The 18169-nt window shown below is 39.8% G+C and carries 16 protein-coding genes; 11 read left to right on the forward strand and 5 right to left on the reverse strand.

Features of this window, described 5'->3' with window-relative positions:
* Positions 1 to 5085, reverse strand: coding sequence for a putative type IX secretion system sortase PorU2 (gene porU2 / locus MB14_RS00995; RefSeq protein ID WP_062587756.1), 5085 nt, complete (start codon positions 5083 to 5085; stop codon positions 1 to 3).
* A complete protein-coding gene (locus MB14_RS01000; RefSeq protein WP_246032628.1) occupies positions 5069 to 6268 on the reverse strand; it encodes a putative type IX sorting system protein PorV2 in 1200 nt (399 codons plus the stop codon). Before MB14_RS01000 ends, porU2 begins: the two co-directional genes overlap by 17 nt.
* A gap of 239 nt (positions 6269 to 6507) precedes the next feature.
* On the opposite strand from MB14_RS01000, the gene MB14_RS01005 reads away from it, so the two are divergent.
* From MB14_RS01005 to MB14_RS01030, 6 genes are all read left to right on the forward strand, one after another.
* Positions 6508 to 6843 carry a PadR family transcriptional regulator gene (locus MB14_RS01005; RefSeq protein ID WP_053223678.1) on the forward strand — a complete coding sequence of 112 codons (336 nt, stop codon included), beginning with the start codon at positions 6508 to 6510 and terminating at the stop codon, positions 6841 to 6843.
* A gap of 10 nt (positions 6844 to 6853) precedes the next feature.
* Complete coding sequence (locus tag MB14_RS01010) at positions 6854 to 9361, forward strand: PspC domain-containing protein (RefSeq protein ID WP_062587757.1); 2508 nt, start codon at positions 6854 to 6856, stop codon at positions 9359 to 9361.
* A gap of 179 nt (positions 9362 to 9540) precedes the next feature.
* The gene (locus MB14_RS01015) at positions 9541 to 10122 is read left to right on the forward strand and encodes an RNA polymerase sigma factor (protein WP_062587759.1); all 582 of its coding nucleotides are present in this window, start codon (positions 9541 to 9543) and stop codon (positions 10120 to 10122) included.
* The gene (locus MB14_RS01020; protein ID WP_062587760.1) at positions 10112 to 10879 is read left to right on the forward strand and encodes a hypothetical protein; all 768 of its coding nucleotides are present in this window, start codon (positions 10112 to 10114) and stop codon (positions 10877 to 10879) included. The genes MB14_RS01015 and MB14_RS01020 overlap by 11 nt, the downstream gene beginning before the upstream one ends.
* Positions 10880 to 10890: 11 nt before the next feature.
* Positions 10891 to 11772, forward strand: a complete 882-nt coding sequence (locus MB14_RS01025; protein WP_062587761.1) for an outer membrane beta-barrel protein — start codon at positions 10891 to 10893, stop codon at positions 11770 to 11772.
* A 30-nt stretch (positions 11773 to 11802) separates the two neighbouring features.
* Positions 11803 to 12750 carry a hypothetical protein gene (locus MB14_RS01030; protein ID WP_062587763.1) on the forward strand — a complete coding sequence of 316 codons (948 nt, stop codon included), beginning with the start codon at positions 11803 to 11805 and terminating at the stop codon, positions 12748 to 12750.
* 38 nt (positions 12751 to 12788) lie between these two features.
* Here the strand turns inward: MB14_RS01030 and MB14_RS01035 are convergent, their stop codons facing one another.
* Both MB14_RS01035 and MB14_RS01040 read right to left on the reverse strand, forming a co-directional pair.
* A complete protein-coding gene (locus MB14_RS01035; protein WP_062587766.1) occupies positions 12789 to 13049 on the reverse strand; it encodes a hypothetical protein in 261 nt (86 codons plus the stop codon).
* A 26-nt stretch (positions 13050 to 13075) separates the two neighbouring features.
* The gene (locus MB14_RS01040) at positions 13076 to 13570 is read right to left on the reverse strand and encodes a hypothetical protein (protein ID WP_062587768.1); all 495 of its coding nucleotides are present in this window, start codon (positions 13568 to 13570) and stop codon (positions 13076 to 13078) included.
* 69 nt (positions 13571 to 13639) lie between these two features.
* Between MB14_RS01040 and MB14_RS01045 the strand changes: the two genes are divergently transcribed.
* From MB14_RS01045 to paaD, 5 genes are all read left to right on the forward strand, one after another.
* On the forward strand, positions 13640 to 14224 hold the full coding sequence (locus tag MB14_RS01045) for a TetR/AcrR family transcriptional regulator (RefSeq protein ID WP_053223671.1): 585 nt from the start codon (positions 13640 to 13642) through the stop codon (positions 14222 to 14224).
* A gap of 1 nt (position 14225) precedes the next feature.
* Complete coding sequence (gene paaA, locus MB14_RS01050; protein ID WP_062587770.1) at positions 14226 to 15212, forward strand: 1,2-phenylacetyl-CoA epoxidase subunit PaaA; 987 nt, start codon at positions 14226 to 14228, stop codon at positions 15210 to 15212.
* A gap of 9 nt (positions 15213 to 15221) precedes the next feature.
* The gene (locus MB14_RS01055) at positions 15222 to 15839 is read left to right on the forward strand and encodes a 1,2-phenylacetyl-CoA epoxidase subunit PaaB (RefSeq protein WP_062587773.1); all 618 of its coding nucleotides are present in this window, start codon (positions 15222 to 15224) and stop codon (positions 15837 to 15839) included.
* 2 nt (positions 15840 to 15841) lie between these two features.
* On the forward strand, positions 15842 to 16597 hold the full coding sequence (paaC, locus tag MB14_RS01060; RefSeq protein WP_062587775.1) for a 1,2-phenylacetyl-CoA epoxidase subunit PaaC: 756 nt from the start codon (positions 15842 to 15844) through the stop codon (positions 16595 to 16597).
* 112 nt (positions 16598 to 16709) lie between these two features.
* Positions 16710 to 17207, forward strand: a complete 498-nt coding sequence (paaD, locus tag MB14_RS01065) for a 1,2-phenylacetyl-CoA epoxidase subunit PaaD (RefSeq protein ID WP_062587778.1) — start codon at positions 16710 to 16712, stop codon at positions 17205 to 17207.
* Here the strand turns inward: paaD and egtD are convergent.
* Complete coding sequence (gene egtD / locus MB14_RS01070) at positions 17204 to 18169, reverse strand: L-histidine N(alpha)-methyltransferase (protein ID WP_062587780.1); 966 nt, start codon at positions 18167 to 18169, stop codon at positions 17204 to 17206. The two genes, paaD and egtD, sit on opposite strands and share 4 nt — an antisense overlap.

Here is an 18169-nt window from a genome sequence, read left to right on the forward strand (position 1 = left end):
TTATCTCAGGATAACCAACTTACCAAATCCTAATTTATTGAACCCTCGGTCGCCTTTGGTAGCTCGAGCACCCAAATCCTGACCATTGGCTTTTAACTTTACTCTATATAAGTAAGTGCCGTTAGCCAGTTGGTCGCCAAATTCATCCTTACCATCCCAAGCGTAATCGGTAATGTTATTTCCGATACGGATTGGCCCAAGTTCATCTTGTGTGATTTCTCTTACCACTTTGCCCGAAACCGTGAAAATCTGGATGGTTACCTGATCAGGAACTTCTGTTCCGGTAAGCGTAAACACAAACCTTGTACTGCTCGAAAATGGATTTGGATACGGGTAAAAATTAGTAACCGTAGCCTCATTAATCACTTCAAAAGTGATGGTATAAGGACCAATTCCTGATTGGTTTCCAGAAGCATCAGTAGCTTCTACTTGCAAAGAATAAACACCATCTTCCAGTCCATCTGGCTGAAACTGCACACGATAATTAGAGTTTTCAGTGGCGGGTGTGAAAGTCACATTCGGGTCTGAAAAATTGATTCGTTGTAATTGACAACCATCACAAGCAGCGCCTAATTTGATTTCAACGCCAAGGGTATCGGTTTTCAAAAGATATGGGTTATTGTCTCGTAATTCGAGCGCCACCAACGGACGTGGAGAAACAATATCTCCATCTAGAATATTAACTCCATCAAAAGTAACATCAATGGCGGGATTGGTTTCGTCTCTTAACACATTGTAAAAGCCTTCGAGCCTAATTACATTATTATTGAAGTACTGCTCAAGTTCTCCTCCGTTGTTTACAAAAACCTCCATATCATTCAACCCTACTTTTCCTTTGGTGTCTACAGGTATTGTAAAGTCTACAAATTCACCTGCTGCCACGGCTGGAATCTCAATGGTAGCAGTTATCTCTTCTCTGGTGTTTTGATTGTAGAGAATGTAGCGTACTTCCAGCGGCCCTTGAAAGCTGTATTCTGAAATATTAGTAAATCTGAATTGGGCATTAAACGGTTCGCCCTCATCTAATTCAATATTCGTGTTCTTATCATTCTGTAATGAAACCACTCCTTCTGGAACGCCTGCAAACGAAACCGACCAATTTTTAAGTTGTGGAGGGGTGGCCAAAGATTTGTCTTTCATCACCACATAGAATCGTAAATATGGATATTGAACAGGGTCTACACCGCTCAAATCCGCATCATCAAAAGCAATATTGGGGAATAAAACAGTTTCTGTTCCGTTGGGTGCTACCCCTACTATATCGAAGGTGATTTGATCGGTAGCTCCCAATTCAATATCTTTTGTGAACCTTCCCCAAGCACTAGCTGGGCCAATGGTTGGCGACTGAACACTACCGCTATCTATACTGGCAATAATGGCAGCATCAAAAGTAATTCTGGCCTTTCTAGCATTATCGTCAGCCCCAATAGGTTCGCCAACTACTTCTTGCGCTTGCCCAGCCACTTGACCTTTTCGGCCGTACATAATATATGGTTCTCCTGTTTGAAGGGCATTAATGGTAAAACGGCTGGCTCCAACTCTCTCCATGTCGTCTCTTACATCTGTTCTCCAATCGTCATAATTTAACTGGCCAACGGAGAAGAAAAGCACAAAGTCACCATCATCCACCCCATCTACATATTGACGCATTAAGCTTTGAGCTGGCGCAATATTCACATCAGATAATGATTCGTTGGTAAATGAATTGATATAGCTAGGAGACCTACCGCATTTCAATGGATCGTTTTCATCAAAAACACCATCGGTTTGTAATACGAAATATGGTTGGCCGCTATCCTTGTTGAAGGCTATCGCATTAAAAGTACTCAAGTTGCAGGGGTTTGCTGGAATAATGGCTTGTCCATTTACATTCACCACCACATCAGAAGCGCGCTGGCCACTTGCATGTTCTGAACCATAAGTTTCTATTTCGATGCTCGTAGTGGTACCTGCAAATACCCAGGATTCATTGTCTTCACTTTTAGCTACAGAGCTTAGTCTCAAATTGGTTAGCTGGTCAAATTCGGTTTGTGCCCAACCTCTCACACTATTTTCTATGTAAGTAAAATAAGAGTTTTCCCACGGAATAGGGTCTACAATTAATTCATCTTGAAAAACACTTCTCCAGTAATATTGTATGGTATCATTCACCGTAGCTGGCACTAAATCTAGGCTCCATGTGGCAATTCCTTTCCCCGTTAAAACCTGTTCTTTCTTCCAAGGGCTATCAAAAGTATTAACAGTATCAATCTGCACTACAAAAGAACGATCATTTAGCTTTAGGTCAGCCGACTGCACCACAAGGTCAACAGAGGTGGTATTGATTGTTTGGAAGTTAAATGGAGCTGTATTGAATGTTCCTTTTGCCGGAAAGAAGAAAGAAGCTTCTGCGCTATTGTTCAATTCACTTCCTTCGTTTACACTTCCTTCAGCATCGAGAATTACTTCAAAACGATTTTCACCAAAGAAGTCCAATCCTTGATTTGCGATTTCATAGAAAACAGTGTCCTGATAGCGAACTGGTTTTACTTTGACAGAAGGAAGGTTAACCACGGTTCCATCATCAAGTTTTCTATTTACAGTAACAGAAAGTGAATCGGTACTGGTTCTTCCACCATTATTTACAATTACTCCAAGTTCGAAGAAAGGTGAAGCGGCTGTAATTTCCCTACCGTCTTTCGATCTTAAGAAAACATCTTCTGTTCTTACAGTATAATCTACCTTATCGTGACCGAACAAAGGAATTGCAGGATCTCCTTGTAAAAGAATCTGTTCAACCGCTGCAATGTCAGTTTGGTCAATCTGGAAATTGTTGGCCAAATAATTCTTAATGGTTTCTTTCTGAATATTACCAATGGATTGTGTCATCCATAAAGTATCGGCCAGTAATTTGTAAAACTCCGCAGTATAATCGCGTAAAGAGTTTGGAATACCTACATCGGAATGAGCTATAAAATTAACGGCTCCTTTTCCTTCGGCAGAAAGCCAATCTTCTCCGAAAGAGGTACGATCAAAAATTTCACCTCCTCGGCAGCCGTTTACGATAAAAGCAGTATATCTACCTTGATTATTGTAACCGTTACTAGGGTTCGACACTGTTCCTATATCAATATCGGTAAAGCTAGAAGATGAGTGTCCGAAAAAGGTAATTAGCCCTACTCCTTTATTTACTTCTTCTGAAATATTAAATTTTTGAACTGCGTTATTCGTGTTTTTGGAAACATTATTAACATTTGCTCCTAAGTAATCAGCACTTACCTGATCGCCAAAGCCTTCAATAAAGCCTTTAAACCGCACCAATTCATCACTGGTTAAGCCTCCACTTAAGTGAACAAAGTTCTTGGTCCAAGGAGAGTCTTTTAATGACGCTTCTTTTTCTTTAACCTTATCCAAATAATTGGCCACGCTGGTAGAAACATTTACCGACAATCGCCCGACAGGGATTGTTGGGATATTGGCCACTCCGTTTAATGCCTGTGTATAAAGAATATCTGATCCGGGTGCGCCCATGGTTGGTACTAAATCTCTTCTAGAAACTGCTAGAGGGTTGGGCAGCCTTTGTACCTGATTATCAACCCTTCTTCCTCTACCAATAATAAATAGATATTCTGGATCACTATTATTATATACATGCCTAACAAACCTACGAATGGCCAATGGCGTGTATTCGCCATAACTGAATTCATCATAAAGCTTGGTTACATCGGCATAAAGCACATTGAAATTTCCTCCCTCAATTGAGCTTCGGTAGTCGATATAGGCCTGAACGGGGTCATCATAGCGGCCAGCCACTGGTTTTCGAAGCTCGGGGTGCGATATAATGAGGTAGTTATTGTCAGTAACATCTTCATAATTAAACGTTACCTTCTCTATGCTCGGAGTTACAAACGCACTCCTTCTCTTCATAAAAACTTTTCTGATTTCATTATTCGACTTTACTACACCGCTCAAGGTACTCCCAGTTAAAGTAGTAGTCGATTTTCTGATGTTTCTATAGTCAGTAATATCATACAGGTCCGATTCACCCACCACATTTTCTATTTCTACAAGGCTATTTCCAGCCTTGGTTGGCAAGTTAAAAATCAGTTTATCTCTGGCTTGAGCATCTACTTCTTGCGGAAAGGAAAGTTTGATGTAGCCAACCGCCACCCTATCATCTGGAATTTCAGGAAAACCTACTGCTTCTACACGAACAATAAGTCTGCCTGTTGATGAAATATCAGACCACTCAATTTGCTTAGTATCTGTTCCGAAATTGCTATAATTCAGATGAATGTCTTGAGATATTGTTCTTAAGTTTTCTGTGTCTGGCCCTACATGAATAGAAGTATTATGCAACCGGTTATTGAACCCGACAATTTGAACTGTTAGCCTTGGGGTACCTTCAGTTTGAACACCGAGTGTAGCATTATTGATTACAAAGTCTCGATATGTTTTACCACTGCGCAAGGTGAATTCATTTCTCATGATGGTATCACTCACGAACATCTGGCCGCGATCATAGCGCGACAATTTCACCTCTCCGCTGGGGTTTCCGATTTGGTAGTATTGACCAAAGGAAAACTGAGAAGTATATACTTGAAGAATTTCGTTTGTATGAGATTGAACAGGAGTAAGTCCAGCAGTAGATTCGTTCAGCACTTCCATTCTTTTTCCCGCTGCTCCCTCTGAATTAGTTAGGAAAAATGCTGTGGTGTCAGAGAACAAATTATAGAACTTGTGTATTTGGTCGGTTGGAAAATTGAAAAGCTCTGTATCCTGGGTTCCATCATTCTTCTTTCCAAAAAACTCAATATAATCTCCAGCACCAAAGGCACCATCTCCCCCATCATTCACCGAAATCGCTACTTCTTTTCCTCTGTGAAATAACTTAAAGTTATTGGCCCCCGCTTCAGAAAAATCATAGCCCGATGCCAAAAGTGATTCATAAGTCAAACGATGAATATCGTCCGAACCCGTTTTTATTTTGAAATAAGATCGGCTATAATCAATCCACTCATTACCAATAAGCTGAGCATGAGCAACCTGAGATATGATCATCAGGCTGGCTATTGCAAGAAACCCGATTTTACTTACTCTTCTCATCTCTCTCCTTTCTTTTATCCTTAGCAAACATTCCCGGAAGGGCTTCTAATGAATATTTCAAACTAAATACATGAGAATAAGGTGACTCGGCCACATTTCCGATATCCGTTAGTGCATAATCAATCACCAAATCATCGAGCTTAATCCCTAAGCCCATATTGGGTTGAAAAGTCCAATACATTTGATCCGTACTTCCAGCCGCTCTTGAAAATTCTTTGATCCTCTGAAAATTCCCAACCCCCATTCTCACAAAAAACTTATCCTCGTAATCGAACTCAAAACCAAACTGCGGTTCGAAAGAAGCAAAACCTGTTTTAACCAAGGTATTTCTTCGGCCGTCAAAGGTAAATACCAAGTCTGCCGAGGTAAGCAACCCGATTTTATCACTGATAGGAAAAGTTCTTGAAGCGCCAGCAATCAGTTTAGGTAAAGTGAGCTCTACGGAATTACCGGGTAGATCATTGTTTGTTTGAGAAAAAACGGCTGCTAAATTTTCTTGGTTGATTGCCCAAGAATTAAAGGTGGTAGAAACGTCACGAATCATAATACCAAAATCCCAATCATAGTGGCGGTACTTCATGGCAGCATCGAGCCCAAAGCCCCAGGCATCAGCAAAGTCGCCTACCTTCCTACGGATTACTTTAAAGTTCATCCCAAAAGTCAACCCACGACCAAACGGCTTTCCGAAAATTAAACCAACGGAACGCGCATAAGAAAAAATAAAGGCGTAATCCTGCGCACTAAAAAAATCAATATTGTCATAATTGAGCCTGCCGTTATCATCAAACAAAAAACGCGTATCGGGAATATCATCAATCCCCAACCGAATAACAGACAATGCAAAATGACTATCGGTATCAATAGCTCTAGCGTAAGAAATGTAATCGTAATTGGCTATTCCAGCAAAATAGGCGGCATGCTGTGCAGTAAATTGGTGACGGTATTCAATATCGGTAAGGGCTGCGGGATTCCAATAACCAGCGGTAGCGTCATCAGCTACAGAGGTCATAGCATTAGACATGGCCAATGCACGGGCACCAACGCCAATCGCCAAAAACTCATTGCTGTATTTGGGCGTGTTTTGACCTTGTAGTCTAGGTGTATATAAAAATAGAGGAATTAGTAATATCCCCCATTGTAGTTTTTTAAGGTTTTTTCTCACGAGTAAATCGTATCCCTCCAATAATCAAAATTCAACATATTTATTAACAGGAGCTGAGGTCATAGCTAGAACTCAACTCCAGCATAAATATTTTAATGCCCTTTTACAAAGTAAACAAAAAACATTCGGACTACCTCAAAACAGCCGTTTTTAACAAAATATTAAGCATAGTAATATTTTTTATACAGTACTATGCAACACATAGTACCTTATTGCGTATGTTTGTGTATGAAAAGGTCGAACATCTTAAAGGTTGAGAGATGAATTTAGAAAACACTCAGGTCCAAATGCGAAAAGGAATTCTCGAATTCTGCATTCTGCATATTATTTCGAGAGGTGAAGTTTATGCTTCAGACATGCTCGAAGAACTCACCTCAGCGAAAATCATTGTCGTTGAAGGCACATTATACCCACTGCTCACCCGCCTCAGAAAAGCGGGATTGCTAGAGTACAAATGGGTAGAATCTAATTCTGGCCCGCCAAGAAAATATTACACGATTACTGAAGAGGGCAAAGAATTTAAAGAAAGCTTAAGTAACACTTGGCTCCAACTGGTAGAATCAACATCTCAAATCATCACAAAAAACAACTCATAATCCTGCCGTCATGAAAAAGAACATAAGCATAAATATAGGTGGCATCATATTCCATATCGAGGAAGACGGTTACGAAACCCTCAAACACTACCTCGACTCCATCAATAAATACTTCTCTTCTTACGAAGACAGTGAAGAAATAATAGCCGACATAGAAGGCCGGATAGCTGAAATATTTTTAGAAAAACTTAAAGATGGCAATCAGGTTGTTTCTGCCGAAGATGTAAACGCCCTAATTAAAACAATGGGAAACATCTCGGACTTTGAAGCTATTGAAGAAGAAGATGACTTTGAGCCTGCTCCTAAAAAAGAGGAAAAGAAAAAGAAGGCTAAAGAAGATCGTCAAAGCACATCATCTGAGCGTAGCACTTCTGGCTATCAAAAAACAGAAAGGCTTTACCGTGATTTGAACCGCAAAATTTTAGGTGGTGTAGCTTCCGGAATTGCTCATTATTACAATTTCGATCCTTTATGGATGAGAATAGGAATACTTGCTATCACCTTTGGTTTGGTGTTCGCAGGACCACTGAGTGCTATTGTTTTTATAGCGTACTTCATCATGTGGGCAGTTACACCTGGAAGTTCAAATTTGGTTGAAAACAAAAATTTGAAAAAACTCTATCGCGACCCAGACCAAAGGGTAATCGGAGGAGTTTCGTCTGGCTTGGCCAATTACCTCAATATTGATGTAATGATCGTGAGGATTATATTCTTGGTATTGCTTTTTGGTTTCGGTACTGGCTTGGTGCTGTATATCATCTTATGGATAATTACTCCAGAAGCAAACTCGCTCACAGACAAAATGCAAATGAAGGGCGAGGCTGTTACTTTATCGAACATTGACACCAATTACAAGAAAAGTAAAACCACTGATTTTGAACCAAAGGGAGAAGGCACATTTACCAAAATCTTACTTTTCCCCTTCCGACTAATCGGCAAAATATTCGTTGGGCTAGGACGTGCTTTCGCTCCATTAATGCTATTTCTGGTAGCGGTAATTCGCATTGCCACAGGTGCAATAATTGCCACTACGGCATTATCTGTAATGGTTTCTTTACTAATAGCTGCGGGTGTATTCATGGGGCTTTACAATGGTGATTGGTTTTTATGGGACAGTGACCTAGCTTATTTTCCAATAGAGATGTTCAGAAACACCGTTCCGGAAATTGGCCTCATTTTCTTACTCGCCACAGCCTTTATTCCTGTGCTCTATTTGTTTATTGCTGGTATAACCATTATTGCAAAACGCAGAGTAATGAGCCCTGCAGTAGGCTGGAGTATTTTAGGTATCTGGTTCATTGCCATTATTGGCACTTTCGCTACCCTACCAAATGTAGTTCGTGATTTCAGAGACGAAGGCATTTATCGAGTTGCCGATGATTTCGAAATAGAAGCCGACACCATAACGCTCAACATGAACGAAGTTCGAAATGGTCGCTTTACCAGAAGAGGCTACAGATGGGATGATGATTCTTACTATGCTTACAATGACACTTACACTTCTGACTTTACAGATTTAGATATTCGCATGAGTGATTCTGATCAGTTTAGAGTAGAGAAAAGGTTCAGAGCACGAGGTAGAGATTTAGATGACGCTGAAAAAAGAGCACAAGAGCTTAGTTACGGATACAAGGTTGACGGCAGCACCATTACTTTTGATTCGGAAATGACATTCCCTGAAAGAGTAGAATTCAGAGCCCAAGAAGCTGATATTACATTCTTTATTCCAGAAGGCAGACCATTCAAAATAAATGAGGGAATGCGTACCATCTTGCAATACTTCAGATATGGATACAGCTGGAGACAAGCTTACAACAATACTTGGGTTTTTCAGGATGGAGATCTTGTATGCCTTACCTGTGAATCAGAAGAGGCGTTGAGCAATAGCAGTCAATCAAACACTCAAAAATTCGACCTTGATGAGTTCTCTAGTCTAAAACTAAGTAGCAGCTTCAAAGTAAATTTAATTAAGGGAGAAAAGTACGAAATGGAAGTATCGAGCAAAACGAAATTTTCATCTCCCGACTTGCGTGTTTTCAATAACGAACTGAGTTTATCGAGAGTAGACTTCAAATTTGACGAAGAAGAAACTTCAAATATGGAAATTACCATCACTGTTCCCCAATTGAACAGAATACAGATTTCCAATAATGTTGACTTGAACGTTGAGAACTTCCATACAGAGCTCATTAACATAAGGATTTACGACAACGCCATCGTAAACTTAGACAGCAAAATTGAAGAGCTAGTGCTTTTCCTTACAGGTGAGGCAAGAGTGAATTTATCAAACAATGTGGGTAAGCTAGATGCGCTTTTGCAAAAAAGCGCAAGACTCTATGGTTATGATGCCAATGTAGAAATAGCCGAAATAGAAACCGACAACGAAAGCCGAGTTCGCATCAATGTAAACCAAGAGCTGAACGTTACAGCCGAAGGTTTTTCTTCCATAAGCTATAAAGGCAAAGGCCAGCTAAACGTTCGAGATAAAGGCCGTTCAGCAACAATCACCAAATTTTAATTACGGCCCAAACCAATTAATCTTAACCCAATGCATAAATTATGCATTGGGTTAATTCATTATAAATCAAGAACTTTACACCTCATTAAAAGACAATCAAGCCCTAGCGTAGAAATTTTTATCAGGGCCATGCAACCAAGTTTAACATTCATACATCTACCTTGTGAATCAACCAAAAAATGCTTCAAATCAAAAAGTCAAAATCTGAAGAAAAGCTTATAGAAGCTTGCCGTAAAGGCGACAGAAAGGCGCAATGCGAACTGTACGAAAAGTACGCTCCATTGATGTACTCTGTTTGCAGACGGTATGTGATTGAGCTGCAAGAAGCAGAAGACGTTTTGGTTTGTGGTTTCACAAAAGTTTTTCGAAAAATCGATCAGTTTACTGGCGAAGGAAGTTTCGAAGGCTGGATTCGAAGAATAATGGTCAACGAATCGCTGACCTACATTCGAAGAAACAAAAGCATGTTTTTGGAAGTAGAGATTGAAAAAGCAGAAAGAGAACCCGATTATCAGCAACTCCACAATCAATTAGAGGTTGAAGATTTGCACAAAATGATCGACTTACTGCCAACGGGTTACAAAACCGTTTTCAACCTTTACGCCATCGAAGGCTTTTCTCACAAGGAAATAGCAGAGAAGTTGGGCATTAGCGAAAACACCTCGAAATCCCAATTGAGCAGAGCAAGAGCACATCTTCAAAAGATGTTAGTTCAAGCAGAAGATAGTATAGAAGTTAAATTAATGAGCAATGAAGGGTAACCCAATAGATGATCTCTTTCGAGAAAAACTAGGCAACCATAAAATAACCCCTCCAGCAAATGCTTGGAGTCAAATAGAAGGCAATCTCGCCAAAAAGAAAAAGGGTGCTTTCTTCTGGTTAAGGATAGCAGCAAGTGTTGTAATCATCCTTACTGCCGGTGCTTTATATATCAATCAATCTGAAAAATCAGGAGCCCATCTTGAGCAGCTTCAAGCCAATAAAGAAGTGGAGAATGAAGCTGTAAAAACACCTGACCAAAACAACATTGACACTCCTTCAAAAGAGAAAGAAAATACCAAAGATCAATCTCAAGAAAAAGAAGCTGCACCAAGTATTCAATATGTTCAGCCGCGGCAAATCGCAGCACCAAGCAAATTGACTGCTCAGATAGACACAAAACCAACAGTAGATATGATCGAAACTGTTGATCAGTCTCGCGTGATGATCAACCTAAATAAAATTGACATTGCGCAAACACTGACTGTCAATACCTCCGTTGATTTCGATTATTTGAAATTAATGCCTCTAACATTAAAAGATTATACTGATGAACCTTTCGAAATAGACATGCAAAACAAGAAGAAATTCAGCATGATGGATGGGCTGATCAGTATTGCAAAAGGAGTGAGTAAAACCAAAGAAACCATATCTGATTTGAGAACCGCAAAAAATGAATTTGTAGCCAACGAGCTCAAATACGGATCGGTTGATCAAGAGGAAGAAGAGAACACTCCTAACTTCAAACAAGAAAAATAACAACTCGAAATATGAAAACAATAACTACAACAAAAGTCATAGGTATGCTCTTATTGGTCGTATTGAGCAGTAACCTAGCCAAAGCTCAAAGTGAAACTTATCTCAACCAGAACTTGAAAGTTGAGTCCAAAACCTCAACTTTCAATCTAGGAGAAACTGAAAACTCAATATGGGATTTTTCAAAATCAGTTCCCGTAGCAAAATACAGCCCGAAAGCTTCAGAAAACACCCTAGAAGAAAACCATGAGAGGTATGATTTCGACAGGTACTACCCACGAAAAGGAACACAGAGTTTTGTGAACATCTACATTGGTTTAAACAATTATTTGCAAGATGGTGACTTACCAAGCAGTGACGAACTATTCACTTTAAACCCACTCACCTCTTGGTATGCAGCCCTCAACTTCGATCATGCAACACGCATTTTAGGTCCACTTTATCTCGACTGGGGAATTGGTGCAAGCATCCAAGATTTAAGCTTTGAAAACACCAGGGTCGAAGTAGTAGTAGACCGCGCCAACCAATCTGTAGATTTTGTTGAGCGTATGGATCGTGTAGGCAAGAAAAGCAAAATCAATATGATGCACCTGAATGTGCACATGGTTCCAACCTTCTCATTTGGGAAATATAACTCGTTCAGAATAGGCGCGGGAGTATATGCTGGCTACAGAATTAGCAGCCATACTAAATACAAATATGATGATTTGACTGGCGATAGTCAGAAAGATAAGTTTAAAGACAGCCTTTATATTAACCCATTCAAATATGGTTTGCGTGCCCAAATGGGATGGAGTTCTTTCGACATCTTCTTTAACTATGACATTTCAGAGTTATTTGAAGAAGAAGCAAACGCACCAAAACTTAACCCTGTAACATTCGGGGTGATTTTCTAAAACAACAACTCAAAATAAAATACAACAAAAATGAAAAAGCAATTCAACATACTATTGATTGCCATGGCACTCCTATTGGTAAATCAAAGTCTCAGCGCCCAATGGACATGGGGGAAACAAGACGATCTCGAGCGAATAGATACCGTGGTCAGTATTCCTAAAAGGAACTCAAACAGCATCTTCATTAACGACAATGACTTTTACCTACGCATGGGTTTCTTAGGAATCAACCTTGAAATAGAAGATGATTGGGATTCAGATTGGAGATCGAGCCGCAACAGACCTAGAAATTTCGAATACATCGAACAACACGATCACGGCACATTAAAAAGCCTTGATTTCGAAATTGGTTTCAACAATTATTTAAACAAAGGTAACTTTCCTTCATCTAGCGACCTTTATCAAGTAAAACCCTTGGGCTCTGTTTATGTAGGTTTAAACTGGAACCATACGACCTATGTGAGCGGTCCGCTGTACTTAGATTGGGGCGGAGGTTTTAGCTGGTATAACTATAAATTCGAAAACGCAGCAACTCGTTTAGATCCGAATGGTGGTCAGCTCAATTTTGTAGAAGAAACCAACATTGGAAGCGCACTTAAAAGCAAGCTCAAGGTTTCTTACCTCAATGTAAAAGCCGTACCTATGTTCGATTTTAGCAGAGGAAAGAGAATTGTAAGAAAGTATGAAGAAGACGATGTACGCGTTGCGTTTAGCCGTAAAACAGGTTTCAGAATTGGCGTTGGCCCTTATGCTGGCCTGCGCTTAGGCAACAAAGCAAAGTACATCGACCGCACCGATGGCGACCGCGACAAAGTAAAAAGCAAAGGTGGTTTCTTTGTAAATGACTTTAGATATGGCGCCAGACTTCAAATAGGCATCAACGGTTTCGATATGTTTATGACTTATGATTTCAACGAGCTTTTTGAAAACGGAAAAGGGCCAGAACTCAACCCAATTACGATTGGCGTAACTTTCTAAAAGAAAATATAAATTATTACTAGGCCGAATGAAGAGATTTATTCGGCCTTTTTTTGTGCTTCAAACTTCCTTTTCACATAAGCCTTGGCCCAAAAAGGAGCTATAAAGAACAAGGAGAACAAAGCCAAAGCAATAGAAGCACAAACAACCCTCCACTCTTCGCCTTCTACTCCATAATTATTAAGAATGACACGGATTGCCATAAAGCTAATGCCAGCAAAAAAAATGTAGCTGGGAAAAGTAGTCATTAAAGTACTACTAGAAAATCGAAGCTTTTGAGTGGTATTAGTTTCGCTCATGAATTAAATATAAGGATTTCTCAAGTTTATTCCTCCATCCACTTTTTCTCTTCCCCCTTCAAGCCAAAGAACTTAGAAAAATATTTTGGGCTAGGGCGATTAGCAGTAATTAAAATCAAGAACAAACTAAAAACAAGTGCATACACCATGTCCCCTTTTTCATACAAACCAAAAGCACCAATAGCAGCCCCAAAAGACCACATCAGATTTCTATAAATAATTGACTTCTTTAGTTTAATCATTTTAAGATCAAGCTCAGGCACCTGCTTCAAAACTTTAAGCGCGTCCTTTTTCCAAGTAGCTAAGGTTCTCAACAGCACATACCCAATACCAGCAGCCATTACTGCATGAAACATAATATCAGGATCCTCATAAAATACAGATCGAAGTTCACCGCTGGCTTCACGTTCTAAAAAAGCATAACCAAAAAACGCGAGAGGCAACACAAACATTAAATAGATTATACTTTCAAGCTTTTTGATGAATGCACTTTTATTAAAATTAGGGTCGTTCAATTGCATGGTTTGTGTAAATTGTAGCTAATAACAATCTCTTGCTAACGAACGTTAGTATGTTTATATTCGCAGCAAATGAAAACTGTCGTAAAGAAAAGCAGAAAGCAACAAATAGAAGAAAAAGCAACCACTCTTTTTCAGTCTAGAGGCTACGCTGCTACTTCAATGCGCAATTTAGCGCAAGATTTGGGCATTGAGGCCGCAAGTCTCTATTCTCACATCAAGTCAAAGGAAGAAATTTTGCAACGCATATGCTTTCGTATGGCCGAAGAATTTTATAGCGCTTGGCAGGAAGTAGACGAAGAAACCAGTGGTAATGCAGCGAAAATGGAAAAAGCCATGATCGCTCATGTAAAAGTAATTACAAAAGATACGAACGCCTCTGCCGTTTTCTTCAATGAATGGAGGCATTTAAGCGAACCCCACCTGAGTGAGTTTTTAGCCATGCGCGATGACTACGAAGGGCGGTTCAAAAAAATATTAAGAGATGGTATGGCTTCTGGCGAATTCAAGCTAGTAGATGAAAAATTCATGATGCTTACCATTCTCTCTTCGTTAAACTGGACTCACAATTGGTATAAGCCTGATGGTAGCTTGAGTCCAGAAGAAGTAGGAAAAAGACTATCGGGCCTATTGTTAAACGGACTAAAAAAGAATTGATATGTACGGAGGTGGAAACTCATTCGAAGCCATGAAAGCTACTGCCCTCACTGACGAGGATCCAGTGAAATTGGCAGAATTTGAAGCAAGAATCGACAGAGGCGAGAAAATCGAGCCTTCGGATTGGATGCCTCAATTGTATAGAAAGCAACTGATTAGAATGATTGAGCAGCATGCTCACTCAGAAATTATCGGAGCTTTACCAGAAGGTACTTGGATTACCCGTGCGCCTGGTTTTAAAAGAAAACTTGCCCTTATGGCAAAGGTGCAAGATGAAGTAGGCCATGCTCAATTATTATATTCAGCGGCTGAAACGCTAGGCAAATCAAGAGAGGATATGATTGCCGATTTGATTAATGGCAAATCGAAATACTCGAATATATTTAATTACCCAGCCTTTACATGGGCCGACTCATGCTTTATTTCATGGTTGGTAGATGCAGGAGCAATTGTAAATCAAATAGCAAACTCTAAAGGAAGTTATGGCCCATATTGCCGCGCCTTAGAAAGAATTTGTGCCGAAGAATCCTTCCACTTAAAATACGGTCACCATTGTGTAATACATTTGGCCACAGGCACAAAAGTACAGCGCGAAATGATGCAAGCTGCATTTAACCGCTGGTGGGTGCCAATGATGCACTTCTTTGGTCCTTCAGATAAAATTTCGGTTCATTCAGAAATTTTGATGCGCTGGAAAGTGAAAATGTCGTCTAACGATGAATGTCGCCAGCAATTCTTAGACATGTATGTACCTAAAATTTGGGAACTTGGCTTAACCGTACCTGATGATAAGTTGAGAAAAGATCCTGAAACAGGTCAGTGGGAGTTTACCGAGCCTGATTGGGAGGAATTCAAAAGAGTAATTAATGGAGATGGCCCATGTAACAAAGAGCGTTTGGCGGTTAGGCGCGTAGCCGAAGAAAGAGGTGCTTGGGTGCGTCAAGCTTTATTGGCTCCAAAAACCAAATACGTAGCTCCGTTAGCTTAATACATTCCTATGAATTTGAAATCATTAGACCCACGGGTAACCCGTCTTGGTATTGACGAATCCACCGACACTCAAATTATTGAAAAAGGAAACCTCGACCAGTTTGAGACCTATGAGGCTTTTATAGAAACCAAAGAAGGCAAGCCTTTTGAGCACGCTGGCCCTGTTCACGCACCTAACGAGGAAATGGCTTTCCTATTCGCGAAAGAACAGTTTAGCCGAAGAGGCATGTTCTGCAATGCGCTTTGCGTAATTAAAACCGAAAACATAAAGGTGTCGGAGTATACTGATAACAATGAGGATGTTTACAATCTGGTAAATAATAGAGCCTCTGGAGTAGAACGCGAAAGTTTCGAGATTTTCCATTTGGCTAAACGTGGCAAGCAGCATAAGTATGCGGGAAGCGTAATGGCCAAGGACTATGAAGATGCATTAGCGAAAGCGAAAGAAGACTTTCAATCGGACAAACCAGTATTCAATGTTTGGGTAGTGAAGTCTGAACATGTTTTAGCTTCTGACGAAGACGATCGTGACATTTGGGATACCCTGAAAGAGAAAAAATACCGTGACGCGATTGACTATAAAGCAAGCGACAAAATCAAAGCATTTAAAGAACAACAAGCTTAGAGATGAACACAGAAGCATTAAAAGATTTACTTTATAAAATCGCTGACGATCAGCTCATTTTAGGTCATCGTAACTCTGAATGGACAGGTTTTGGTCCTCTGTTAGAAGAAGACATTGCTTTTTCTTCTATGGCACAAGATAAGGTGGGTCAAAGTTGGCAGATTTATAAACTACTCGAAGAGTTGGGAGAATCAGAACCAGACATGGTTGCTTTTATGCGAAATGCCGACCAGTTCCACAATTGCCAGTTGGTAGAATTACCGAACGGTGAATATGATTTTAGCTTAATCAGGCATTTCTTATTTGATATGGCCGAGCAAATCAGGTTTACACATTTGGCGAGTTCATCTTATGAGCCATTGTCGCTATTAGCCAAGAAGATTAAGGGCGAGATCAAGTATCATACGATGCACGCCAAAATTTGGATGAAGCAATTGGGTTCTGCTACTGAAGAAAGTGTTTCTAGACTTCAGAATTCGCTAGAAGAAGCCATGCCTTATGCTTTGGGGATTTTTGAACCTTCTAAGTTCGAAGCCGAATTAATTAAGGAAGATATTTTCCGTGGCGAAGAAGTAATCAAAGAAGAGTGGATCGAACAGATTAGCGCGATTCTGAAAGAAACAAGCTTAAAAATGCCGGATTTAAATAGCATCACTCCAGTGTATGGCGGCCGTTATGGGAAGCACACCGAGCACCTTCAGCCTTTACTAGACGAGATGTCGGAAGTATTTAAAATGGATCCTACGGCTGATTGGTAAGAAGTCATTTGTCATTTGTCATTTGTCATTTGTCATTTGTCATTTGTCATTTGTCATTTGTCATTTGTCATTTGGAGAAACTTTTGATCGGACATAATGTTGTGAAAGCACAATGAGCAAAACGAAGGACATATCAGTGGAAGAAATTAGGACATGGCTAGATGAAGTTATGGATCCTGAAATCCCTGTGCTTTCGCTCAACGATTTGGGAGTAATTACTGGAATTGAAATTCAGGCATCTGGGAAAGTTAAAGTAAATATGACACCAACTTTCTCAGGTTGCCCTGCCATGGACTACATGAAACGGGACGTTGAAGAAACACTCCAAAAAAATGGAATTGACGATTTCGATGTCCATCTTTCTTTTGAAACTCAGTGGAATTCTAACATGATTTCTGATAAAGGCCGAGCTGCCCTAAAGAAGTTCGGTCTTGCTCCTCCTCCAAAACACAATTTGATTGTCGATATTGATTTATTAGAGCACTCAAAATGCCCTTATTGCGATAGCACCAATACAGAAATGAAAACGCCTTTTGGCCCAGCGCTTTGTCGTTCCTTACATTTCTGTCACAATTGTAATCAGGCTTTTGAACAGTTTAAACCACTTTAGATTTTCTGCCAAAGCGAGTCTACGTAGTAATTATTTTTATCAGTAAAATTCCTCACTACCTTAAAGCCTGCTTGCTCAGCAAACTGACGAATACTTTTCAAGCTATACTTCTGTGACACTTCCGTGTGAATTGCTTCCCAAGCATCGAATGAATAAGTTTCGCCTGTAGCTTCAATAAAAACCTCTTGTGCTCTATTGCTGATTAGATGACTCTTAGTTTCGCCTGTTATGGGGTCATAGGTTGGAAAATGTTCGAAACTCTCTAAATTGAAATTAGCACCAAGTTCGTTGTTGATTCTTCTGAGTAAATTAATGTTGAACTCTTTAGTCACCCCTAACTTATCATTATAGGCACTTAAGATCACGTTAGGATCTTTCATTAAATCAAACCCAATAAAAAGAAGGTCTCCAGAACTTAAGTTATCACCCAACCTTTTTAGAAATTTCGGTGCTGACCCGTTGGAGAAATTCCCAATATTTGAGCCTAGAAATAATACCACCTCTTTCTGAAAATGGTTTTCATTAAGTTTAGCTAAGGCATCGAAATAATCTCCCTGAATAGCATTTACCTGTAGTTTTGGAATTGACTTCTTTAAATCATCTGAGAGAATATCCAGCACATGTTGCGAGATATCAATTGGTGAATAGGAAAAATCTACCCCTTCGTTTGTAAAATGCTTTAGTAATATTTTCGTCTTTGTACCATCTCCAGCGCCTAACTCTACAAGTTTGAAACTCGTATCATTAGCCAAGAAACTTTTTAGAATTTCTGCCTTCTGCTGATCAAATATTTCGAATTCGCAACGGGTCAGGTAATACTCTTCCAAATTCATAATAGACTGAAAAAGCTGATCGCCCTTTTCGTCATAAAAGTATTTTGAGGAAAGATATTTCGGGTTTGAAGCAAGTCCTGAATGAATATCCTTTGCAAAGGTGGAAAGTGTAGCGGTAGTATCGCTCAT

It is taken from the genome of Roseivirga ehrenbergii (genome assembly GCF_001593005.1).
Lineage (GTDB): Bacteria > Bacteroidota > Bacteroidia > Cytophagales > Cyclobacteriaceae > Roseivirga > Roseivirga ehrenbergii.